General features: G+C 67.8%; 22 protein-coding genes and 1 pseudogene. 3 read left to right on the top strand and 20 right to left on the bottom strand.

All coding sequences use genetic code 11. The features are described from left to right. Positions 1–3 precede the first annotated feature (3 nt). The gene (locus tag DEU38_RS03860) at positions 4–654 is read left to right on the top strand and encodes a pentapeptide repeat-containing protein (RefSeq protein WP_114718984.1); all 651 of its coding nucleotides are present in this window, start codon (positions 4–6) and stop codon (positions 652–654) included. Positions 655–670: 16 nt separating this feature from the next. Here the strand turns inward: DEU38_RS03860 and DEU38_RS03855 are convergent, their stop codons facing one another. After that, positions 671–1,087: an SgcJ/EcaC family oxidoreductase gene (locus DEU38_RS03855; protein ID WP_114718793.1), complete on the bottom strand. Its 417-nt coding sequence runs from the start codon at positions 1,085–1,087 to the stop codon at positions 671–673. 99 nt (positions 1,088–1,186) lie between these two features. Between DEU38_RS03855 and DEU38_RS03850 the strand changes: the two genes are divergently transcribed. Then, entirely contained in the window at positions 1,187–2,068 is an 882-nt protein-coding gene (locus DEU38_RS03850) for a LysR family transcriptional regulator (RefSeq protein WP_114718792.1), read from the top strand. A 409-nt stretch (positions 2,069–2,477) separates the two neighbouring features. Here the strand turns inward: DEU38_RS03850 and DEU38_RS03845 are convergent. The 8 genes and pseudogenes from DEU38_RS03845 to DEU38_RS03810 form a co-directional block, all read right to left on the bottom strand. After that, positions 2,478–2,693 (bottom strand): annotated as a pseudogene (locus DEU38_RS03845) (FAD-dependent oxidoreductase); the annotation flags it as partial. Between the two features lie 261 nt (positions 2,694–2,954). Beyond that, positions 2,955–4,145, bottom strand: a complete 1,191-nt coding sequence (gene tuf / locus DEU38_RS03840) for an elongation factor Tu (RefSeq protein ID WP_114718791.1) — start codon at positions 4,143–4,145, stop codon at positions 2,955–2,957. An 89-nt stretch (positions 4,146–4,234) separates the two neighbouring features. Then, positions 4,235–6,337, bottom strand: coding sequence for an elongation factor G (gene fusA, locus DEU38_RS03835; protein ID WP_114718790.1), 2,103 nt, complete (start codon positions 6,335–6,337; stop codon positions 4,235–4,237). A 151-nt stretch (positions 6,338–6,488) separates the two neighbouring features. After that, on the bottom strand, positions 6,489–6,959 hold the full coding sequence (gene rpsG, locus DEU38_RS03830; protein ID WP_114718789.1) for a 30S ribosomal protein S7: 471 nt from the start codon (positions 6,957–6,959) through the stop codon (positions 6,489–6,491). After that, the gene (rpsL, locus tag DEU38_RS03825; RefSeq protein ID WP_114718788.1) at positions 6,959–7,333 is read right to left on the bottom strand and encodes a 30S ribosomal protein S12; all 375 of its coding nucleotides are present in this window, start codon (positions 7,331–7,333) and stop codon (positions 6,959–6,961) included. The genes rpsG and rpsL overlap by 1 nt, the downstream gene beginning before the upstream one ends. 402 nt (positions 7,334–7,735) lie before the next feature. Then, positions 7,736–8,278 (bottom strand): DUF3558 domain-containing protein, encoded by a 543-nt coding sequence (locus tag DEU38_RS03820; RefSeq protein ID WP_114718983.1) that lies wholly within the window; start codon positions 8,276–8,278, stop codon positions 7,736–7,738. Between the two features lie 2 nt (positions 8,279–8,280). Beyond that, the gene (locus tag DEU38_RS03815; protein WP_114718787.1) at positions 8,281–8,808 is read right to left on the bottom strand and encodes a DUF3558 domain-containing protein; all 528 of its coding nucleotides are present in this window, start codon (positions 8,806–8,808) and stop codon (positions 8,281–8,283) included. A gap of 18 nt (positions 8,809–8,826) precedes the next feature. Then, a complete protein-coding gene (locus DEU38_RS03810) occupies positions 8,827–9,465 on the bottom strand; it encodes a TetR/AcrR family transcriptional regulator (protein WP_114718786.1) in 639 nt (212 codons plus the stop codon). A 175-nt stretch (positions 9,466–9,640) separates the two neighbouring features. Between DEU38_RS03810 and DEU38_RS28970 the strand changes: the two genes are divergently transcribed. After that, complete coding sequence (locus DEU38_RS28970; RefSeq protein ID WP_258557615.1) at positions 9,641–9,769, top strand: hypothetical protein; 129 nt, start codon at positions 9,641–9,643, stop codon at positions 9,767–9,769. A 58-nt stretch (positions 9,770–9,827) separates the two neighbouring features. On the opposite strand, the gene DEU38_RS03805 is transcribed toward DEU38_RS28970, so the two are convergent. From DEU38_RS03805 to DEU38_RS03755, 11 genes are all read right to left on the bottom strand, one after another. Then, positions 9,828–10,631 (bottom strand): enoyl-CoA hydratase family protein, encoded by an 804-nt coding sequence (locus tag DEU38_RS03805; RefSeq protein WP_114718785.1) that lies wholly within the window; start codon positions 10,629–10,631, stop codon positions 9,828–9,830. Positions 10,632–10,641: 10 nt separating this feature from the next. Then, a complete protein-coding gene (locus tag DEU38_RS03800) occupies positions 10,642–11,805 on the bottom strand; it encodes an acyl-CoA dehydrogenase family protein (RefSeq protein WP_114718784.1) in 1,164 nt (387 codons plus the stop codon). After that, positions 11,802–13,790, bottom strand: a complete 1,989-nt coding sequence (locus DEU38_RS03795) for a biotin carboxylase N-terminal domain-containing protein (RefSeq protein WP_114718783.1) — start codon at positions 13,788–13,790, stop codon at positions 11,802–11,804. The genes DEU38_RS03800 and DEU38_RS03795 overlap by 4 nt, the downstream gene beginning before the upstream one ends. Positions 13,791–13,816: 26 nt before the next feature. Next, on the bottom strand, positions 13,817–15,415 hold the full coding sequence (locus tag DEU38_RS03790; protein ID WP_114718782.1) for an acyl-CoA carboxylase subunit beta: 1,599 nt from the start codon (positions 15,413–15,415) through the stop codon (positions 13,817–13,819). Further along, the gene (locus DEU38_RS03785; RefSeq protein WP_114718781.1) at positions 15,412–16,560 is read right to left on the bottom strand and encodes an acyl-CoA dehydrogenase family protein; all 1,149 of its coding nucleotides are present in this window, start codon (positions 16,558–16,560) and stop codon (positions 15,412–15,414) included. The genes DEU38_RS03790 and DEU38_RS03785 overlap by 4 nt, the downstream gene beginning before the upstream one ends. Beyond that, positions 16,557–18,296: an acyclic terpene utilization AtuA family protein gene (locus tag DEU38_RS03780; protein WP_114718780.1), complete on the bottom strand. Its 1,740-nt coding sequence runs from the start codon at positions 18,294–18,296 to the stop codon at positions 16,557–16,559. Before DEU38_RS03780 ends, DEU38_RS03785 begins: the two co-directional genes overlap by 4 nt. Next, entirely contained in the window at positions 18,293–19,102 is an 810-nt protein-coding gene (locus DEU38_RS03775; RefSeq protein WP_114718779.1) for a TIGR03084 family metal-binding protein, read from the bottom strand. The genes DEU38_RS03780 and DEU38_RS03775 overlap by 4 nt, the downstream gene beginning before the upstream one ends. Before the next feature lie 110 nt (positions 19,103–19,212). Continuing rightward, positions 19,213–19,569, bottom strand: a complete 357-nt coding sequence (locus DEU38_RS03770) for a hypothetical protein (protein ID WP_114718778.1) — start codon at positions 19,567–19,569, stop codon at positions 19,213–19,215. Between the two features lie 161 nt (positions 19,570–19,730). Next, positions 19,731–21,242 (bottom strand): DHA2 family efflux MFS transporter permease subunit, encoded by a 1,512-nt coding sequence (locus DEU38_RS03765; RefSeq protein WP_114718777.1) that lies wholly within the window; start codon positions 21,240–21,242, stop codon positions 19,731–19,733. Then, positions 21,239–21,709, bottom strand: coding sequence for a MarR family winged helix-turn-helix transcriptional regulator (locus DEU38_RS03760; protein WP_254622620.1), 471 nt, complete (start codon positions 21,707–21,709; stop codon positions 21,239–21,241). The genes DEU38_RS03765 and DEU38_RS03760 overlap by 4 nt, the downstream gene beginning before the upstream one ends. Positions 21,710–21,861: 152 nt before the next feature. Continuing rightward, positions 21,862–22,827 carry an NADPH:quinone oxidoreductase family protein gene (locus tag DEU38_RS03755; RefSeq protein ID WP_114718776.1) on the bottom strand — a complete coding sequence of 322 codons (966 nt, stop codon included), beginning with the start codon at positions 22,825–22,827 and terminating at the stop codon, positions 21,862–21,864. Positions 22,828–22,857 lie beyond the last annotated feature (30 nt).

Below are 22,857 nucleotides of genomic sequence, written 5' to 3'. Positions count from 1 at the left end.
ACCATGCGCGACACGGGCCCCGACCTCTCGAACACCGACTCCGACTTCGACTTCGAGGGCACGGATTTCGACGGCGAGGACTTCTCCGACGCGACCTTCGCCGGCGAGACCTGGCAGCACCGCAACTACACCGGCTGCACGTTTCGGGACACCGACATGTCGAACCTCGTCACCGAATCGGTGACGTTCACCGACTGCGACTTCACCGGCGCCGATCTCACCGGCTCACAGCACAGCGGATCGGCGTTCCGGAACTGCCACTTCGAGTACACCCGCATGTGGGACAGCACCTTTCGGCATTCGAGCTTCATGGGTTCGGTCATCCGGGAGTCCCGGATCCGCCCGCTCACGCTCGAGGAGGTGGACTTCACCCTCGCCTCGCTCGGTGAGATCGACCTGCGCGGCGTCGACCTGTCGGGCTGCCGGTTGCGAGAGGCCAACCTGGTCAAGGCAGACCTGCGCAAGGCGATCCTGCGCGGCGCCGACCTGACCGGCGCACGCACCGGGGACCTGCGCCTCGACGACGCCGACCTGGAAGGTGCCCGCGTCGACGCCGCCCTATGGACCTCCGCGAGGCTCACCGGCGCGCGCATCGAGATGCACCAGGCAGTAAGCTACGCGGCCGCGAACGGCCTGCGGGTGGCCGGCCACTAGCCGCTCACTCGCCCGATCATTCGGTGGGCCGGACGAACTCCGGCTGATCGAGCACCCGCAACCAACTGCCGTCCGCCTGCCGGCGGACCACCTGCGCCCGCGCGCCCGCCCCGTCCCGGGGCGGCGTCGACGTCAACGCGAGATCGCCGCTCACGAGCGTCGGCAACGGCGGTTCCGGCTCGAAACGAGGCGCGTGCGCCAGCACCTGCGCCCACAGCTCGCGGATCGCGTCCCGGCCCACCGTCACCGATCCGGGCGGGTACGCCATCACCGCGTCCTCCGCGTACAGCGCGGCGACCCCGTCGGCATCGCACGCGTTGGACCGTTCGACGAACAGTCTGGTGAGGTCCTCGGGTGTCCGTGCCTTCTCCGCCTTCTCCGCCTTCACTGCCTTCACTGCCTTCACTGCCTTCTCTGTGTGCGCCTTCGTCATGCCTGTTCCTCTCGTGCACCGGATTCGGTACATCGAGCATCCGACGGCGGGATCGAGAAGTCCAACAGATAGTTGTTCTCAGAACTAGAATTATCAGTCATGGAACTGCGCCAGCTCGAATACTTCGTCGCGGTCGCCGAGGAAGCCAACTTCACGCGCGCCGCTGCCTGCGTCCACGTCAGCCAGTCGGGAATCAGCGCGCAGATCCGGCAACTCGAGAACGACCTCGGCGCACCCCTGTTCGACCGCTCGACGCGCACTGCCACCCTCACCGTCGCCGGCGAGGCGGCGCTCACACACGCCCGCGCCGCGCTGGCCGCAGCCAGCGCCGTCCGTGCGGCGGTCGACGACGTCAATCACCTGGTCCGGGGTCGACTCGAGGTCGGAATGGTCACGGCGTGCACCGTGACGCCACTGTTCGACGCACTGTCCGCGTTTCATCGCGCGCATCCGGGCGTCGAGGTGAGCCTGACCGAGAACAACTCCGATCGGCTCGTCGACGGCGTGCGCGGCGGCACGATCGAGCTGGCCCTCGTCGGGGTTGCCGGCAACGCGCCCGCCGATCTGGCCTCGTTCACGCTGGTGAGTGAGCGTCTGGTCGCCGCCGTGCCCACCGGTCATCCGCTGACCCGGCTGCCGTCGGTGACGCTGGCCGACGCGTGCGCACATCCCCTGATCACGCTGCCGATGGGCACCGGTATCCGCACCGTCCTCGAGCAGGGGTGCGCGGAACTGCGGCGCCGGCCCGACATCGCGCTGCAGGCCAGCGCCCCCGACACCGTGGCCGACCTCGCGGCCCGCGGACTGGGCGTCGCGATCCTCAGCGAATCGATGGCCGCGTCGTATCCGGACCTGGAATCGCGGGTGGTCTCCGACGTCGCTGTCGATGCCGTCCTGGCCCTGGTGTGGAAGCCGGATCCGTCCCCGGCACTGCGCGAACTCCTGGTTCACGCCCGGCGCGCGTTCGGCGCCACCGTCTGACACCGGCCGACCGCGGCCTGTTCGCCTCAGGGTGGGAGTGGCTTGCCGTCACCGGTCGGGGTCGAGGTGCAGCAGCGCGTGCCGACTCGCTCGTCGTGCGGATCTCGATCGGCTCGAGGCCTCTGTGAGGAGCAGATCCATGACGGACACCCCCGCTTCTGCGGACCCCGAGGACGTGGTCAACTTCCAGTTCGAGGAGGTTGTCGACAATCGTCGACACGATCCGGCGCCTGTTGTGTTCCATCCGCAGATGAAATCCGCCGGATGGGTGTTCAGGCAGCGGTCCGCCACCTGCTGGCCGCCGGCCCCGGAGGGGTCCGAAGCCGGATTCCCGCGCCACCTTCGTGGCCACGCACACGGGCGAGTTCCTCGGCATCCCCGCGACCGGCCGCAGGATCGAATCCGCCAGCAAGTCGTCGGCCAGACCGCGGCTGTCGAGCACCTCGAGGGCGCGGGGCATCGTGACGAAGGCCCGACTGGCCGGATTGATCGACGACCAACGCTCCAGGACCACGACTTGACGGCCGGCACGAGCGAGGTCCCCCGCGACGGTCATGCCGGTGGGCCCGCCCCCGACGACCAGCACCTCGGTGTCGTGCCTGGTCAGGGATTCTCGAGAGGGCATCGCCGCTCCTTGTCCGACACCGGAGGACCGCGCGTTCGCGGTCCCGGTCTCCGCCGCAGCCGACCGGTCGAAGAATCGGGACGGTATCCGACCAGCCTATGGTCGACCGGCGCGGCTTGTCGGCCAGGACCGATTCCGGCCCTGAGAACGGGCCTGAAACAGGCCCCGAAACAGGCCCGGAAACGCGCAATGGCGCCCACTCCCGAAGGAGTGAGCGCCATTGACTGGATCAGACGGGATCAACCGTCAGTGATCAGAGAATCACTTGATGATCTTGGTGACGCGACCGGCGCCGACGGTGCGGCCACCCTCACGGATCGCGAAACGCAGGCCCTCGTCCATAGCGACCGGCTGGATCAGCACGACGGACATCTCGGTGTTGTCACCGGGCATGACCATCTCGGTGCCCTCGGGCAGGGTCACAACGCCCGTCACGTCAGTCGTACGGAAGTAGAACTGCGGACGGTAGTTGTTGAAGAACGGCGTGTGGCGGCCGCCCTCGTCCTTGGACAGGATGTACGCCTGGCCCTCGAACTCGGTGTGCGGGGTGGTGGTGCCGGGCTTGACCACAACCTGGCCACGCTCGACGTCCTCGCGCTTGATGCCACGAACCAGCAGACCGACGTTGTCGCCGGCCTGGCCCTGGTCGAGCAGCTTGCGGAACATCTCGATGCCCGTGACCGTGGTCTTGGTGACATCGGGACGGATGCCGACGATCTCGACTTCCTCGTTCACGTTGACAACGCCACGCTCGATACGACCGGTGACGACGGTGCCACGACCGGTGATCGTGAAGACGTCCTCGACCGGCATCAGGAACGGCTTGTCCGTCTCACGAACCGGGTCCGGGATGGAGTCGTCGACGGCCTGCATGAGGTCGACGATCGACTGAACCCACTTCTCGTCACCCTCGAGCGCCTTGAGCGCCGAGATCGGGATGACCGGAGCGTTCTCGTCGAACTCCTGGCCGGCCAGCAGCTCGCGGACCTCCATCTCGACGAGCTCGAGGATTTCCTCGTCGTCGACCATGTCGGCCTTGTTCAGGGCGACGAGGATGTAGGGCACGCCGACCTGGCGGGCGAGCAGCACGTGCTCACGCGTCTGCGGCATCGGGCCGTCGGTGGCGGCCACGACCAGGATCGCGCCGTCCATCTGGGCGGCACCGGTGATCATGTTCTTGATGTAGTCCGCGTGACCCGGAGCGTCGACGTGCGCGTAGTGGCGCTTCTCCGTCTGGTACTCGACGTGGGAGATGTTGATCGTGATACCACGAGCCTTCTCCTCCGGCGCCTTGTCGATCTGATCGAAAGCGAAGCTCTCGTTCAGATCCGGGAACTTGTCGGCGAGCACCTTGGTGATGGCCGCGGTGGTCGTGGTCTTGCCGTGGTCGACGTGACCGATGGTGCCGATGTTCACGTGCGGCTTGGTCCGCTCGAACTTCGCCTTCGCCACTGGATGTCCTCCTGGACTGATTGTGCTTGCGGTATGCAGCAGTGCGGTTGGTTATTACGTTGGTCGTGCTTCGGCCGACGAAACCGAGGTTACTCGCCGGTCGCCTTGGCGATGATTTCCTTCGAGACGTTCGAGGGAACCTCTGCGTAGGAATCGAACACCATGGAGAAGTTCGCTCGGCCCTGGGTCTTCGACCGCAGATCACCGATGTAACCGAACATCTCCGAGAGCGGAACCAGCGCCTTCACGACACGGGCACCACTGCGTTCCTCCATGGCCTGGATCTGGCCACGGCGGGAGTTGAGGTCGCCGATCACTTCACCCATGTAATCCTCGGGCGTGGTGACCTCGACAGCCATGATGGGCTCGAGAATGACCGGGCCGGCCTTGCGGGCGGCTTCCTTCAGCGCCTGCGAACCGGCGACCTTGAAGGCCATTTCCGAGGAGTCGACGTCGTGGTAAGCGCCGTCGAGCAGGGTCAGCTTGAGGTTCACGAGCGGGTAGCCGGCGAGAACACCGTACTGCATCGCATCCTGTGCACCGGCGTCGACCGACGGGATGTACTCGCGCGGAACGCGGCCACCGGAGACCTTGTTCTCGAACTCGTAGCTCGCGCCGTCCTCGCCGATGAACGGCTCGAGGGCGATGATGACCTTTGCGAACTGGCCCGAGCCACCGGTCTGCTTCTTGTGGGTGAACTCGTGCTTCTCGACCGGCCGGGTGATGGTCTCGCGGTACGCGACCTGCGGCTTGCCGACGTTGGCCTCGACCTTGAACTCACGACGCATACGGTCGACGAGGATGTCGAGGTGGAGCTCGCCCATGCCGCCGATGACGGTCTGGCCGGTCTCCTCGTCGAGCTCGACCGAGAAGGTCGGGTCCTCTTCGGCCAGCTTCTGGATCGCGGTGCCCAGCTTCTCCTGGTCGGACTTGGTCTTGGGCTCGATGGAGACCTGGATGACCGGATCCGGGAAGGTCATGGACTCGAGGACGATCGGGTTCGCCTGGTCGCACAGGGTGTCACCGGTCGTGGTGTCCTTCAGGCCGATCATCGCGTAGATGTGGCCGGCCACGGCCTCGTCGACCGGGTTCTCCTTGTTGGCATGCATCTGGAAGAGCTTGCCGATGCGCTCCTTCTTGCCCTTGGTCGCGTTGAGGACCTGGGCACCCGGCTCGATACGACCCGAGTAGACGCGCACGAAAGTGAGCTTGCCGAAGAACGGGTGCGCAGCGATCTTGAAGGCCAGAGCCGAGAACGGCTCGTCCTTGCTCGGCTTGCGCTTGAGGATGGTCTCCTCGTCGTTCAGCTTGTGACCCTCGACCTCGCCGATGTCCAGCGGGTTCGGCAGGTAGTCGATGACCGCGTCGAGCATGGGCTGAACGCCCTTGTTCTTGAACGCGGAACCACACAGAACCGGGTACAGCTCGGAGGCGACCGTCATCTTGCGGATGGCGCCCTTGATCTCCTCGACCGTGAGCTCCTCGCCGCCGAAGTACTTCTCCATGAGAGCTTCGTCGGACTCGGCAACGGTCTCGAGCAGCTTCTCGCGGTACTCGGCAGCCTTGTCGGCCAGATCCGCGGGGATCTCCTCGATGGTGGGCTCGGTACCGGTCGGCACGACGCCGCGCCAGGTGATGGCCTTCATCTCGACGAGGTCGACGACGCCGTCGAAGTCGTCCTCAGCGCCGATCGGCAGCTGCAGGACCAGCGGCTTCGCGCCGAGGCGATCGATGATGGTCTGCACGGTGAAGTAGAAGTCCGCGCCCATCTTGTCCATCTTGTTGACGAAGCAGATGCGCGGAACGTCGTACTTGGCAGCCTGGCGCCAGACCTGCTCGGACTGGGGCTCGACGCCCTCCTTGCCGTCGAACACGGCAACGGCGCCATCCAGAACACGGAGGGAGCGCTCGACCTCGACCGTGAAGTCGACGTGGCCGGGGGTGTCGATGATGTTGATCTGGTTGTTGTTCCAGAAACAGGTGACAGCAGCGGAGGTGATGGTGATACCACGCTCCTTCTCCTGCTCCATCCAGTCGGTGGTCGACGCACCGTCGTGGGTCTCACCGATCTTGTAGTTCACACCGGTGTAGAAGAGGATGCGCTCGGTGGTGGTGGTCTTACCGGCATCGATGTGCGCCATGATGCCGATGTTGCGGACCTTGTTCAGGTCGGTCAGCACTTCCTGTGCCACAGGATTCTTCCCCGCTCGTTGCTCGTGTCGGTCCTTGTCGGGACCACGTTCTTGTGTTGTCAGCCGGCCCGGGTGACGGAACCGACACAGTAGTGACCAACGCCAGGCCGAGGGATTCGGTGCCGTGAGGCTCCCCCGGCCTGGCGTGGTGTCACCAGCGGTAGTGCGCGAACGCCTTGTTGGCTTCAGCCATCTTGTGGGTGTCCTCGCGACGCTTCACGGCTGCACCGAGGCCATTGCTGGCATCCATGAGCTCGTTGGCGAGACGCTCGACCATGGTCTTCTCACGACGTGCACGCGAGAAGGTCACCAGCCAGCGCAGGGCCAGCGTGGTGGAGCGGCCGGGGCGAACCTCGACCGGCACCTGGTAGGTGGCGCCACCGACGCGACGGCTGCGGACCTCGAGGGCGGGCTTGACGTTGTCGAGCGCACGCTTGAGGGTGACGACCGGATCGGTGCCGGTCTTCTCGCGAGCCTGCTCGAGTGCTTCGTAGACGATGCGCTCGGCGGTGGACTTCTTGCCGTCCAGCAGGATCTTGTTGACGAGCTGCGTGACCAGCGGCGAACCGTAGACCGGGTCGGCGATCAGCGGGCGCTTGGGAGCGGGGCCCTTACGTGGCATTAGCCCTTCTCCTTCTTGGCGCCGTAGCGGCTGCGTGCCTGCTTGCGGTTCTTGACACCCTGGGTGTCGAGCGAGCCGCGGATGATCTTGTAGCGCACACCCGGGAGGTCCTTCACACGACCGCCGCGAACGAGCACCATCGAGTGCTCCTGCAGGTTGTGGCCCTCACCCGGGATGTAAGCGGTGACCTCGACGGAGCTGGTCAGGCGCACACGGGCGACCTTTCGCAGCGCGGAGTTCGGCTTCTTCGGGGTGGTGGTGTACACGCGAGTGCACACACCACGACGCTGCGGGCTGCCCTTGAGGGCCGCGGTCTTGACCTTGGCGGTCTTGTCGCGGCGGCCCTTGCGGACCAGCTGGTTGATGGTTGGCATTTACCGGCTTTCTTCTTCGGTTTCGGACTGCTCGTACAGGAACCCGTTCAAGCAACCTTGGCTGTTCTGAAATTAGGGATCCATCGGTTGGGGCAAGAGAGCTGCTGCCCCTCACCCGGCCCTCATGTGCACACGAGGTCGGGCGTGTCGCGCACCCCTACACAGGCAACCGGATGCTCGTACCTGCAGAAACAGCAGAAACTCGCGCACGGCAATGCCTCGCATAGGCACACAGATCGGCCCGAGCACGAGGGAGAGTTGCCTGCGTAGCGACCCCCACGGTCGGACACGACCCCCAACGATACCCGGCGGCTCCGTTCGAGGTCAAAGCGGGCCGAACATGGTATGCCCGGCGTGGTATGTGAGTCCGGAAATCTCCGGGCGAGTCGGACCGGTCCGACCTCACGCGCTCAGGTTCAACGTCAGCTTTGCCAGCGCGACCGCGGCGTCACACGGATCGGGGTGTCCGGCCGACTGGAACTGCACCCACCAGCCCACGACGCCCCCGGCCGGGCCACCGGCCGAGATCCCACAACTGCCCGGATCCTGCGGGGGTCGCGACAGCACCGCACGCCGCCCCTCGACGGTGATGTCCTGCACCGCATACCCCAACTGCTCGGACGTCCGGCGCTCGATGTCGAGCCCGCCGGTCTCGAACCAGTTGAACGTCACCCGGACCGGACCGCTCGGGCCGCCGACGGTCCAGCGGCAGATCGCGCCGAAGAAGCCCCGCTCGATCGAGTCACCGCCGACCGCCTCGGCGATCTTCTCGGGCGCGACGACGTCGCACTCGGTGAGCAGCGCCGCGAACCGCGACGACGCACCGGGCTCGGTCGCACCGACCGGGGTCGGCGTGCCGGCGACGGTCGAGGCACAGCCCGCGAGCAGGAGCACACCGGCCAGGACAGCGGTGGGGACGGCGGCGAGTGTCGAGGTCCGGGTCAACGTCACTTCCCCCTCGACGCGGTGAGCTCCGCGAGATGTCGTGCCGCGGTGCACGGATCGGCCGACGGCACCGAGTCGACGTATGCGACCGACCAGTGCACGAAGTCGTCGTCGAACTCGACCCCCAGCTCGCACAGCCGGCTCGACACGGACGCCTCGAAACCGGGACGCCCCTCGATCTCGATGTCGGTGGCCGGACGCCCGATCAGCTCACTGCCGGCCCGCTCGCGACCGATCGGGCTTCCTCGATACCAGGAGAACGACACATGCGGTCCGGGCTGCCCGGCCGCCGGCGACACCTGCCACTCGCAGCCCACCGAGTTGCGGACCACCGACCCGAAACTCGGGACGCCGAAGGCCGCGGCCACCTCCTCGTCGGTGACCGATCCGCACTCCCCGAAGAAGGGACCGGACGTGCGTGCGGTCGACGCCGACGAACCGCTGGATTCGTCAGAACCGCCCGCCGCCGCGCCGCATCCGGTGACCAGCACCGCGACACCCGCCAGCACCCCCACCAGCTTGTTCGACATGGAGCGGAACTGTACCGGCTACGACACCGGCGAGGCGGGTGCCGTCGCGTCCACGCGCTGCGCGTCGAGTGGCCGCAGCGCGGCGTCGAGCTGGACCGCCCAGCACCGCACGATCTCGGCGCGACGGCGCGAGTCGTCGGTGAGGACGTCCGCGAGCCCGAGACCGCGGGCGAGGTCGAGGGTGGCCTGGACGAGCCGCCGGACCGTGGGGTTCGAATCGTCGACACCGAGGCTCTCGACGGCCGTGCGGTGGGCGATGCGACCGAACCGCTCCTCGAGCGGCAGCACCCGTGCCCGTAGTTCGGGGTCGGCGGCCGCCGCCGTCCACACCTGCAGCGCCGCCTTGAACAGCGAACCCGAGTAGTAGTCGACGAGCCGGGCCACGACCGCCTCCGTCCGGCCCGCCCCTTCGGGCAGCTCGGTGACCTCACGCCGCGCCTGTTCCATCCGGCTGTCGAACATGAACTCGAGCGCCGCGGTGATGAGATCCTCGCGGGTCGGGAAGTGGTGCTGCGCGGCACCGCGGGAGACGCCGGCGCGCTGCGCAACGACCGCGACCGTTGTCGCGGACCACCCGAAATCGGTCAGACAGTCGACCGTGGCTTCAAGGAGCCTGTGCCGGGTCAGCCTGCTCCGGTCCTGCTGGGGTGCGCGCATGTCGTCGCTGTCCTCTCCTACCCGCCCTACCGATATGTGCATCCGAAGTTAACACCGTGAAAGTTAGGGTTACCTACATCACATTCTCATTGCGAACCAGACTCGGGCACGTTATCAATCTTCCCTGAGGAAGGATTGCCTTCCCTACTAACACCACATCCACAGGAGCATCACCATGGGTTCTGCCGAGATCCTCGACTTCTTCGACTTCGTGACCGACTTCGCCGGCGCTGCCAGCGACCTCTTCGGCGCCCTCAGCTTCTTCGCGGGCTCGCTCGAGACCGTCTCGGGCATCTTCGGCTGATCCGACGCCCCGACGAGCGCGGGGTCCCGTCCATCACGGAAGGAACCCCGCGCTCGTTTCAGCCGTCGACGGCCCACCTCGGCGGCCGCTTCTGCATGAACGCGGTGATCCCCTCGACCGCATCCGCCGACCCGAACAGGGCCGCCGACTGTGCGGCGAGCACCTCCCCGTAGCGGTCGAAGTCCTCGAGCATCCGCATCGTCGTGAGCTTCTTGGATTCGGCCAGCCCCTGCGGCGAGCACTTCCGCAGTGCCGAGACCAGCTCCCGAACGGTGTCCTCCGAATCCTGCACGGCCTCGCTGATCAGCCCGATCGCCTCCGCCTCGTGCGGGCCGAACTTCTCGCCCGTGAGGAAGTAGCGCCCCGCCGCGCGCGCCGTGAGCCGCGGAATCACGGTGAGCGAGATGATCGACGCCGCCAGCCCGAGACGCGCCTCCGTCAGGGCGAACGTGCTGTCCGGCCCGGCGACGACGATGTCGCACGCCCCCACCAGTCCCATCCCGCCGGCACGGACGTGTCCGTCCACTCGGGCGATCACGGGCTTGGGCAGTTCGACGATCGCCCTCAACAGCCCGACCATCTGCCGGGTCCGCTCGGCGGCGAGTTCCGCCGGGCTCGCATCGACCGCCCCGGAGGCCCCGGACGCCCCGGACGCTTCCGACAGATCCGCACCCGCACAGAACGTGCCCCCGGTGTGGGTGAGCACGACCGTGCGGGCGGCATCGTCGGCCGCGGCGTCGGCCAACCCCTGCAGCAGTTCGGCGACCAGCCTGCTCGAGATCGCGTTGCGGTTGTGCGGTGAGTCGAGGGTGAGCGTGGCGCAGCCGTCCGCGACGTCGTATCGAACGAAACGATCCGTCATACGCACCGCCTCAGTACGACTTCGGCAGGCCCAGCGAGTGCTGGGAGACGAAGTTGAGGATCATCTCGCGACTCACCGGCGCCACCCGCGCGATCCGCGCCGCGCCGAGCATCGCCGACAGCCCGTATTCCTTGGTGAGACCCGCGCCGCCGTGCGTCTGGATCGCCTGATCGAGGGCCCTGATGCTGGCCTCGGCCGCCGCGTACTTGGCCATGTTCGCGGCCTCCGCCGCACCGAAGTCGTCGCCGCTGTCGTAGAGGACGGCAGCCTTCTGCATCATCAGCTTGGCCAGTTCGAGTTCGATCTTGCACTGCGCCAGCGGATGCGCCAGCCCCTGGTGGGCGCCGATCGGCGTCTTCCAGACGGTCCGCTCCTTCGCGAACTTCACACCGGCTTCGAGGGCCCACCGACCCATACCGATCGCCATGGCCGCACCGAGGATGCGCTCGGGGTTGAGGCCCGCGAACAGCTGCATCAGCGCGGCGTCCTCCGATCCGACGAGCGCGTCGGCGGGCAGCCGGACGTCGTCGAGGAACAGCGTGAACTGGTGATCCGGCTCGATGATGTCCATATCCATGCGCTGCGCGACGAAGTTCTCGGCGTCGGTGGGCACGATGAACAGCGCGGGCTTGAGCTTGCCCGTCTTGTGGTCCTCGGTGCGGGCCACGATCAGCACGGCGTCGGCCTGGTCGACGCCGGAGATGTAGACCTTGTTGCCGCGCAGGACCCAGTCCTCGCCGTCGCGCCGGGCGGTGGTGGTGATCTGGTGCGAGTTGGAACCGGCATCGGGTTCGGTGATGCCGAACGCCATGATCTTGGAGCCGTCCGCGAGCGCGGTCAGCCATTCCTGCTTCTGCGCATCGGTGCCGTACTTGCCGATGATGGTGCCGCAGATCGCGGGCGAGACCACGACCAGCAGCAGTCCGGCGCCCTGCGCCGCGAGTTCCTCCTGCACCAGGGCGAGTTCGTAGATGCCCGCTCCCCCGCCGCCGTACTCCTCGGGGAGGTTGACGCCGAGGAACCCGAGCTTGCCGGCCTCGTTCCACAGCTCCGTGAGCGGCTCGCCCTTGCGTGCCTTGGGAAGTACGTAGTCGACGTAGTTGAAGCGCTGCGCGAGCTTGGAGACCGCCGCCCGCAACTCCTTCTGCTCGTCCGTCTCGATGAAGCTGCTCATGCGGTTTCTCCTTCTGCGACTTCTGCTTCCACGATTGCCAGGACCGATCCGACGTCGACCTGCTGGCCGACGACGACGGGTAGTTCGGTGAGCACACCGGCGGCGGGCGCCTTGACGGTGTGCTCCATCTTCATGGCCTCGAGCCACAGGATCGGCTGTCCGGCCGCCACGTGATCACCCGCTGCCGCCCCCAGCCTGATCACCGCGCCCGGCATGGGTGCCAGCAGCGACCCCTCCGCGAGGACGGTCGACGGGTCGACGAATCTCGGTATCGCCGTGAGCGATACCGGCCCGAGCGCCGAGTCGACATACACCCGGTCGCCGTAGCGGGCGACGTCGAAACCGCGCCGCAGACCGGAGACGTCGAGCACGACGTGGTCCGGCCCGGAGGAAATCAGGGCGACGTCCTCGAAGTCCTCCGCGATCAGTCCCGACCGGGTCTGCAGGTAGCGGACGTCGTACTCGCCGTGAGCTCCCGTGTACTGCTTGCTCTGCGGCTGCGACGGCAGGTTCCGCCAGCCGCTGGGCAGACCCGCATTCACCGGCGCCGCGACACGATTGACGGCGGCGTCGGCGAGCGCGGCCGCGAGCGCGGACAGCTTCTCGGCCTGCTCGTCGGCGAGGGGACGCGCCAGCCGGTCGAGCCCGTGGGTGTCGAAGAACGCGGTGTCGGTGTCGCCCGCGAGGAACGCGGGGTGCCGCAGGACGTTCACCAGCAGGTCGCGGTTGGTCTGCAGTCCGTGCAGCCGGGTGCGGGCCAGTGCGGACGCCAGCACCTGCGCGGCCTGCGTGCGGGTGGGTGCGAACGAGATGACCTTCGCGAGCATCGGGTCGTAGAAGACGCTCACCACGGAGCCGTCCTCGACACCCGAGTCCAGGCGCACCCCGGCCCGGTCGAGGACCTCGAACTCCGCAGTGCTGCCGGGCAGTTCGATGCGCTCGACGGTGCCGCTCTGCGGTCGCCAGTTGTGGGCGGGATCCTCGGCATACAGCCGGACCTCGATCGAGTGTCCGCGCAGGGCAGGCGGTTCGGCGGGCAGTGCGGCGCCCGCGGCCACCTGCAGCTGCAGCTCGACGAGGTCGAGCCCCGTGGTGCACTCGGTGACCGGGTGTTCCACCTGCAGGCGGGTGTTCATCTCCAGGAAGAAGAACTCGCCCTGTTCGTCGGCGAGGAACTCGACGGTGCCGGCGCCCTCGTACCCGATCGCGTTCGCGGCGAGACGGGCCGCCTCGAACAGCCTGGCGCGCATGGCGGGAAGGCGTTCGACGAGCGGCGACGGGGCCTCCTCCACCACCTTCTGGTGGCGGCGCTGGATGGAGCACTCTCGCTCCCCCACCGCCCACACCGTGCCGTGCCGGTCGGCCATCACCTGCACCTCGATGTGCCGTCCGGTCTCGAGGTAGCGCTCGCAGAACACCGTCGGATCGCCGAACGCCGACTGCGCCTCCCGCGCGGCCGCCTCGATCTCGCGGGGCAGCGCCGCCAGCTCGCGCACCACCCGCATGCCGCGGCCGCCGCCACCGGCGGACGCCTTGACGAGCACCGGCAGATCGGCCTCGGTGACCGCCGCCGGGTCCAGCTCGGCGAGGACGGGGACGCCGGCGTCGGCCATGATCCGCTTGGACTCGACCTTGGAGCCCATCAGCTCGATGGACTTGACCGGCGGGCCGATCCACGTGAGGCCGGCGGCCTCCACGGCCTGCGCGAAATCGGCGTTCTCCGACAGGAACCCGTAGCCGGGATGGATCGCGTCGGCGCCGGCGGCGCGGGCCGCAGCGATGAGCGCGTCGCCGCGCAGGTAGGTCTCGGCGGGCGTCGAACCCGGCAGCCGGACCGCGGCGTCGGCCTCGGCGACGTGCGGGCTGGCGGCGTCCGGATCGGAGAACACCGCGACCGTGCCGACACCGGTGCGGCGGCACGTCGCGAAGACGCGTCGGGCGATCTCGCCGCGGTTGGCGACCAGGACGGACGTGACGGGGGACATACTCACAGTGCTACTCACTCGGTTCCTCACATCCGGAAGACACCGAAGTTCGCGGTGCCCTCGATCGGGGCGGTGGCAATGGCCGACAGGCACATTCCCACCACCGTGCGGGTGTCGCGGGGGTCGATGACGCCGTCGTCGTAGAGCCGTCCGGACAGGAACATCGGCAGCGACTCGGCTTCGATCTGGTTCTCGATCATCGCGCGCATCCCGGCGTCGGCCTCCGCGTCGAACGCCTGCCCGCGGGCCTCGGCGGCGGCCCTGCCGACGATGGAGATGACGCCCGCCAGCTGGGCGCCGCCCATCACCGCCGACTTGGAACTGGGCCATGCGAACAGAAACCGCGGGTCGAACGCGCGGCCGCACATGCCGTAGTGACCGGCGCCGTACGACGCCCCCAGCAGGATCGAGATGTGCGGGACCGTGGAGTTCGAGACGGCGTTGATCATCATCGAACCGTGCTTGATCATGCCGCCCTCCTCGTACTCCTTGCCCACCATGTAGCCGGTGGTGTTGTGCAGGAACAGAAGTGGAGTGTTCGACCGGTTCGCGAGCTGAATGAACTGGGTGGCCTTCTGGGACTCCTCGCTGAAGAGCACGCCACGCGCGTTGGCGAGGATGCCGATCGGGTAGCCGTGGAGTTCGGCCCAGCCGGTGACGAGGGACGAGCCGTACATCGGCTTGAACTCGTCGAAGTCGGAACCGTCGACGATGCGGGCGATCACCTCGCGCGGATCGAACGGAATCTTCAGATCGGCCGGGACGATACCCAGCAGCTCCTCGGGATCCTCGAGCGGCTCGATCACCTCGGCGCGCGGCGCCGGACCCTGCTTGCGCCAGTTCAGCCGATTGACGATGCTGCGACCGATGCGAATCGCGTCGTGCTCGTCCACCGCGAAGTAGTCCGCGAGACCCGATGTGCGGGCGTGCATCTCGGCACCACCGAGCGCCTCGTCGTCGGACTCCTCGCCGGTGGCCATCTTCACCAGCGGCGGCCCGGCCAGGAACACCTTGGAGCGTTCCTTGATCATCACGACGTGGTCGGACATGCCGGGGATGTAGGCACCGCCGGCGGTGGAGTTACCGAACACCAGCGCGATCGTGGGAATGCCGGCCGCCGACAGCTTGGTGAGGTCACGGAACATCCGTCCGCCCGGGATGAAGACCTCCTTCTGCGTCGGCAGGTCGGCGCCGCCGGACTCGACGAGCGAGATCACCGGGAGCCGGTTCTGCACCGCGATGTCGTTGGCGCGGAAGCCCTTCTTGAGGGTCCACGGGTTGGACGTGCCACCACGGACCGTCGGATCGTTCGCGACGATGAGGCACTCGACGCCGCTGACGACACCGATGCCGACGATCGTCGACGCACCCACCGGGAACTCGGTGCCCCACGCCGCGAGCGGCGACAGCTCGAGGAACGGCGAATCCGGGTCCAGCAGCAGTTCGATCCGCTCGCGGGCGAGCAGTTTGCCCCGCTTGTGGTGCCGTTCCACGTACTTCTCGCCACCCCCGGCGAGCGCCTTCGCGTGCTCGGCCTCGATCTCGGCGAGCTTGGTCGTCATCGACTCGGCCGCAGCCGTGTACTCCGGCGAGTCGGTGTCCAGTGTCGACTTCAGGATCGTCATGCCTGGTACCCCAATCGCTTCGCCGCCAGGGAGGTCAGGATCTCCGTGGTCCCGCCCCCGATGCCCAGAATCCGCATGTCCCGGTACTGCCTCTCCACTTCGCTCTCCTGCATGTAGCCCATGCCGCCGAACAGCTGCACGGCCTGGTTGGCCACCCATTCGCCGGCCTCGACGGCGGTGTTCTTCGCGAAACACACCTCGGCGACGAAATCCTCGTCCGATGTGAGCGACCGCTCGACGAGCGTGCGCGTGTAGACGCGGGCGACGTCGATGCGGCGGGTCATCTCGGTGACCGTGTTCTGCACGGCCTGCCGCGAGATCAGCGGACGGCCGAACGTCTCGCGGTCGCGGCACCACTGCAGCGCGAGGTCGAGGCAGCGCTGCGCACTCGCGTACGCCTGCGCGGCCAGCGCGATCCGCTCGGTGAGGAACGCCTGCGCGATCTGCACGAACCCCGAGTTCTCCTCGCCCACCAGGTTTTCCACCGGAACGCGGGCATCCACGAACGACAGTTCGGCGGTGTCCGACGCGCGCCAGCCCATCTTGTCGAGCTTGCGAGCCACCTCGAATCCCGGTGTGCCCTTATCGATCACGAGCAGCGACACCCCACCGGCACCCGGACCACCCGTGCGCACCGCGGTGACGACGAAGTCGGCACGCACCGCGGAGGTGATGAACGTCTTGGACCCGTTGACGATGTAGTGGTCGCCGTCGCGGACGGCCGTGGTGCGCAGGTGTCCGACGTCGGAGCCGCCGCCGGGCTCGGTGATCGCCAGCGAGCCGATCTTCTCGCCCGCGAGCGTCGGCCGCACCCAGCGATCGATCTGCGCGGGATCGCCCGCCGCGACAAGGTGCGGCAAGGCGATCCCGCACGTGAACAGCGAGGCGAACAGCCCGCCCGATGCCCCGGCCTGGTGCATCTCCTCGCAGATCACGACCGCGTCCACCAGGTCGCCGCCGTCGCCGCCGACCTCCTCGGGGAAGCCGGCGCCGAGCAGGCCGAGGGCAGCGGCCTTCCGATGCAACTCGCGCGGGATCTCGCCGTCGCGCTCCCAGTGGTTCAGGTGCGGCAGGATCTCCTGCTCGACGAAGCCGCGGACCGTCTTACGTAGCTGTTGCCGTTCGGGTGTGTCCCACACACTCATGCGTGCCCTTCCTGAAGTTCATCGGCGTAAGAGGGAACCAGGTCGATGGGGATCTCGATGTGCCGGGACCGCAGCCACTCGCCGAGCCCCTTGGCCTGCGGGTCGAAGCGGGCCTGCGACGCGACGCCGCGGCCGAGGATGCCCTCGATCACGAAGTTGACCGCCCGCAGGTGCGGCAGCACGTGCCGGGTCACGTTCAGGGCCTTCGTCTCCGGCAGCATCCGTTTGACCTCGTCGACGGTGAGGGCGTGCACCAGCCAGCGCCACTGGTCGTCGGTGCGGACCCACACGCCGACATTGGCGTTGCCGCCCTTGTCGCCGCTGCGGGCGGCTGCGATCGCGCCGAGGGGTGCACTCACCGTCTCGGTCTGCGGAAGCGGCTCCGGCAGAGCCGGTTCCGGGAGTTCCTCGAGCCCTCGGGTGACGCCGCTCGGGGGGATGTCGATGCGCGTACCGTCCGGCAGCACCGCGACGTGCGGCACCTCGCCCGCGTCGACGTAGCCCGGGGTGAACACCGCGTAGGGCTGCCCGTTCGACGGCGGCGCCGTCAGCGTGAAGCCGGGGTAGCTCGCGAGCGCCAGTTCGACCGCGACCGACGAGAAGGCCCGGCCGACGACGTTCGGGTCGGTGTCGCGAACCGTGCAGCGCAGCAGTGCACTCGCGGCCTCCTCGGTGTCGGCGTCGGGGTGGTCCGTCCGCGCGAGCGTCCACTCGAGTTCCTGCGGCCGCACCGTCAGCCACGCATCCAGTTGCTGCCGAACAAGATTCGCCTTGGCATCGATGTCGAGTCCGGTGAGCACGAAGGTGGCCTCGTTCCGGAAACCGGCGAGCGCGTTGAGCGACACCTTGTACTGCGGGGGCGGCGCCTCGCCGGTGACACCGGAGATACGGACACGGTCCGGGCCGTCGTCGGAGAGCACGGCGGAATCCATGCGCGCCGTGACGTCCGGGTTCGCATAACGGCCGCCGGTGATCTCGTACAGCAACTGCGCCGTCACGGTCCCCCGGCTCACGGCTCCGCCGGTACCGGCGTGTTTGGTGATGACCGACGAACCGTCGTCGTGGATCTCCGTGATCGGGAAGCCGGGACGTCCCAGGTCGGCGATCTCGGTGAACCACGAGTAGTTGCCACCGGTTGCCTGCGTGCCGCACTCGATCACGTGACCGGCCACCACCGCACCCGCGAGGCGGTCGAAATCGTCCCGGGCCCAGCCGAAGTGCGCGGCGGCCGGCCCCACGATCACCGACGCGTCGGTGACGCGCCCGGTCACCACGACGTCCGCTCCCCCGTTCAGGCACTCGACGATCCCCCATGCCCCCAGGTACGCGTTGGCGGTCAGCGGCGTGGTCTCGCGGTCGAGCCCGAGTTCGGCGGCCCGCGCGATGAGGTCGTCGCCCTCGACGTGCGCGATGCGGGCGTTCAGCCCCAGCCGGTCGTTCACCTCGCGCAGCGCGTCGACGAGTCCGGCCGGGTTGAGTCCGCCGGCGTTGGCGACGATCTTCACGCCGCGGTCCAGTGCGAGCCCGAGGCAGTCCTCGGCCTGGCGGAGGAAGGTCTTCGCGTAGCCGCGCGTCGGGTCCTTCATCCGATCGCGGCCCAGGATGAGCATCGTCAACTCGGCGAGATAGTCACCGGTGAGATAGTCCAGGTCGCCGCCCTCGAGCATCTCCCGCATCGCCGAGATGCGGTCGCCGTAGAAGCCGGAGCAGTTCCCGATCCGGACCGGGGCCGTCACTGGACCGTCTCCGCCGCCGCGGAGTCACTGGACTCACGTCCTGTGCCCGACGGCCCCGCGAACGCCTGCGCGATGCCGAGCCACTGTTCTGCGTCGTCACCGGTGGTCCGCAGCGCCGTGTCGCCGCGGTGCACGCGCTGCGTGACCAGCAGGCAGAAGTCCTCGGCGGAGCCGCTCACTCGCTGCGCGGCATCCGCGGGGCCCCACGCCCAGACGGCGCCGTCCGGTGCGACCAGTTCCACGCGGAACTCCTCGGCCGGCGGGGTGAGCTGGTTGACGCCGTATGCGAAGTCGCGGGTGCGCACCCCCAGCCGTGCGATGTGCTGCAACCGCTCCGTCGCGACGGACACCGCGCCGAGTGCCTCGGCGACGTCGCGGCCGTGCGCCCATGTCTCCATCAGCCGAGCGGTCGCCATCGACGCCGCGCTCATCGGCGGCCCGTACCACGGCAGTTTGGTGCCGACCGGAACCTCCTGCAGCACCGCCGCGAGCTTGTCCCGGGTTTCGCGCCAGTCGGCCAGCAGCTCCTGCGGTGGGCGCCGCGCCTCGATCTCGGCGCCCTCGTCCACGAAGCCGTACGGGTTCTTCCACGCCTCCGCCAGTTGGGCGGTGAAGGCGTCCTCGTCGGTGGCCGCCGACAGCGCGGCGCGGTCGGTCCACGCGAGGTGGCCTATCTGGTGCGCGACGGTCCAGCCCTCGGCCGGAGTGGGCGTCGCCCACTCCGACTCGGGCAGATCCGCAACGAGCGCGTCGAGGGCGGCACCCTCCGCCCGCAGGTCGTCGACGATCTTGTTCAGGTCAGCCACATACCCTCCTCGAATCCTGAGACCAGCATCACACCGAGGAGATTAAAAATCAAGCACGCATGCTTGTTTATCGGGGATGCCGATCCGAATCAGAGGAGAACCCTCACCGCTCAGGCACTCAAATGTGCCGCGCTGTCCCACGACCGTCGACGTCCGCCGTTGAGCGACCACCCGAGATCCGGGGTACGGGTGACCGGATGAAGGCGCTCGATCGCGAAGTTCGTGATCGGAAGACGCTCCACCAGTTGCTGCTCGGCGAGCATGCTCCCGGTCATCCCCTGCTCGAAAAGCGAATACGCCGTGTGATTGACCGAATGGACGGCGACCTGCAGCGCCGTCAGTGCCGTGGAGTGGGGCCCGAATTCGGCGAGCGTGTGACCGCCCCCGACCGTGGTTCCCACGACCGCGTAGTAGTGCCAGTTCGAAGTGTTGTCCGGGTTGTGCGCGACGCCAGGCTCTACAGCCATGATGCGCCCCTTCCCTACTCGAGGCTCCTGTCGTGACGATAGGACTGCACCCCGACAAGTCCGGGGCGACGCGCCGAGATGCCCCCGAGAAACGCGAAGAGCCCCCGAGCGATTCGCATCGCTCGGGGGCTCAACCCATGGCACGCCGGGTGCCGGAAGGCTCAGTGCATCATCACCGGCTGGACGTCCTCCGTCGTCGCCACGACCCGCTTGCGCGGCAGGAAGAACGCCGGGATCAGGGTTACGAGGACGAGCACGAACGCCACCATGAAGGTGCCACCGAACGACTCCGCGGACGCGTCGAGCATCTGCGCGATGCCTGCCGGATCGGTCGGCGGCGCAGCCTCCTTGTCCAGCCCGTGGGACGTCATCTGGCTGGTGAGAACCACCGACATCGTCGCGGTACCGATCGAGCCGGCAACCTGCTGCACGATGTTCATCAGCGTCGAGCCGCGGGCGATCATCTCGTGCTTGAGCGTCACCATCGCGGCGGTCATCAGCGGCATCATGGTGCAGCCCATGCCCATGCCCATCACGAACAGCGAACCGAGCAGGAGCGGGTACGGCGACGTCGCGGTCAACTGGGTGAACGTGAACATGCCCAGCGCGATCAGCGGAATACCCGTCAGAACGATCTTGCCCGGTCCGAGCTTGTCGACCAGTCGGCCGGCGATCGGCATCGTGACCATCGCACCGATGCCCTGCGGCGCGAGCAGCAGACCCGCCGCCATCGCAGACTCACCGCGCACCTGGATGAAGTAACTCGGGAACAGCAGCCCGGCACCCATGAACGCGATGATGAACACGGTCGTGGTGAGGACGGCCACCGTGAGCTGACGGTTCTTGAACAGGTGCAGATCGATCAGCGGATCCGTCTTGCGCAGCGCATGGAAGACGAAGCCGATGATGAGCGCGAGACCGATACCGACGGGGATCAGCACGTCGGGCGACAGGCCCTTGCCGTGTTCGGGAATCGACGAGACCCCGTACAGGAACAGCGCCAGACCCGGCGAGAGCAGGACCATGCCGACAAGGTCGAAGGGCTGCGACGGGCTCGGCTCGTCCTTGGGCAGCAGCTTGAAAGCGGCCACCAGCGCGATGATGCCGACGGGCAGGTTGATCAGGAAGATCCAGTGCCAGCTGGCGGCGTCGATCAGCCAGCCACCGAGGATCGGTCCGCCGATGGGACCGAGCAGCATCGGGATACCCAGCACCGCCATGACCCGGCCGACGCGCTCCGGGCCGGCAGCACGCGTCATGATCGTCATACCGAGCGGCATCAGCATGCCGCCGCCGAGGCCCTGCAGGACTCGGAACCCGATCAGCGACGTGATGTCCCACGCGAACGCACAGGCCACCGATCCGATGACGAACAGCACCAGGGCGCCGATGTACAGCCGCTTGGTGCCGAACCGATCGGCCGCCCAGCCGGTGACCGGGATGACGGTGGCGAGCGCAAGCGTGTACGCGGTCATGGTCCAGGCGACGACCGCGTAGCTGGTGTCGAACTCCTGGGCGAACGTCGGCAGCGCAACGCTGACCACGGTGACGTCGAGGATGGACATGATGGCGCCGAGCACCACCACGGAGGCGATCTTGAGGACCGCGCCGTCGATCTTGTCCGACTCGGGCGCCCCGGTTGGGGGCGCCGCCGGCGAGTTGGGCGTCGTCATGTGCAGAATTCCTGACTTCGGGCCCGCAGGGCGTCGCCTGCGAGTATGGGTTTAAGGGCCTCGAGCAACCGGCTGCGGTCCGGCTGATCCAGCCGTCCCGCGAACGCGCGCAGCTCGTCACGCTTGTCCTCGAGATGACGGGAGGCCAGGGTTCGCCCGGCCTCCGTCAGCGAGACCCGTTTGATCCGGCGATCCTCGGGGTCCTCGCGGCGCAGCACCAACTCCTGGCACACGAGCTGATCGATGTTGCGACCGGCAGCGGCCACCGACATCCGAAGACATTCGGCGACCTCGTTGATCGCGATCGGCTCCCCGTGCTGCGCCAGCACGAAGAGCGCGCGGACCTGTGAGAACGACAGGTCCATCGCGACAAGGGTGTCCATCGACTCGGACTCCCCCATGCCGAGAAGGCGCATGATGAACTCCTCGAGCACGTCGTAGACCTCATCTGGAGTCACATCTGCCACGAGCGTCGATAGTAGCGACCCCGCAACTATTGCAACAATGCAAGGAAGCCCGGCCGCCGCCCGAAATTGCGACCCATCCACGACACCACGAGCCCCCTACCTGCGGCAACAGATTTTCCGGGCAGGAGGGGGCTAGGTGATCAGGAACACAGTCATTCCTGGATCAGGACGGCCTTTCCGAGCACCCGACCGGCCTCGAGATCGGCGAGCGCCTCGGCCGCCGACGCCAGCGGATAGCGCGCTTTCACAATGGGCCGCAGACCCGCACGTACGTGCTTCACCAGCGCCGCATGCGTCTCGGCGAGCGCCGACGGCTCGGTCCGCAGGAACTCACCCCACGCGGCGCCCACGATGCTGATGTTCCGGAACAGCACTCGGTTGACCTTCACCGACGGAATTCCTCCACCGGCGAAGCCGATCACCACCAGCCGGCCCTCCGGCGCCAGCGCGCGGACGGCATCGTCGAACGCGTCGCCACCGACCGGATCCACCAGGACGTCGGCGCCCCGCCCGCCGGTGAGGTCCCGCACCCGTGCCGCCCAGCCGTCGGTCAGCCGCACCACCTCGTCGGCACCGATCTCACGCAGGAAGTCGTCCGCACCGTCGCGTCGCACCACCGCGATCACGCGCGCACCGTGCGCCTTCGCCAACTGGATCGCCGACGTCCCGACACCGCCGGCGGCGCCCAGGATCACGACGGCCTCACCCGGCTGCAGACGCGCACGTCGCCCGAGGGCGAATTCCATCGTCTGATAGTTGATGATCAGCGACGCCGCCTCCTCGAAGGTCAGCTCCTCCGGGACCGGCAGCACCAGATTCGGGTGGACGGCGACCTGCTCGGCGTAACCTCCCAGGCTCGGGATCGCCAGCACGCGCTGACCGGGCTCGAACCCGCTGTCCTCGGGCGCACTGATCACGACGCCCGCGACCTCGGTGCCCGGCACGAACGGCGGCTCCGCACGGAGCTGGTACTTGCCGTAGCTGATCAGCAGATCGGGGAAGCACACACCGCTGGCCTTGACGTCGATGAGGACCAGTCCGGTCGAATCCGGTTCGGGCACATCTCGAACCGCCATCGCCGACGGACCTGCCAGATCCGTGACCACCACTGCGCGCACTTCCCACCTCCGAGATCTTCGAGCATCGTC

This window comes from Rhodococcus sp. AG1013 (genome assembly GCF_003350365.1).
GTDB lineage: Bacteria > Actinomycetota > Actinomycetes > Mycobacteriales > Mycobacteriaceae > Prescottella.
This window is presented reverse-complemented; position numbering and strand designations above follow the sequence as displayed.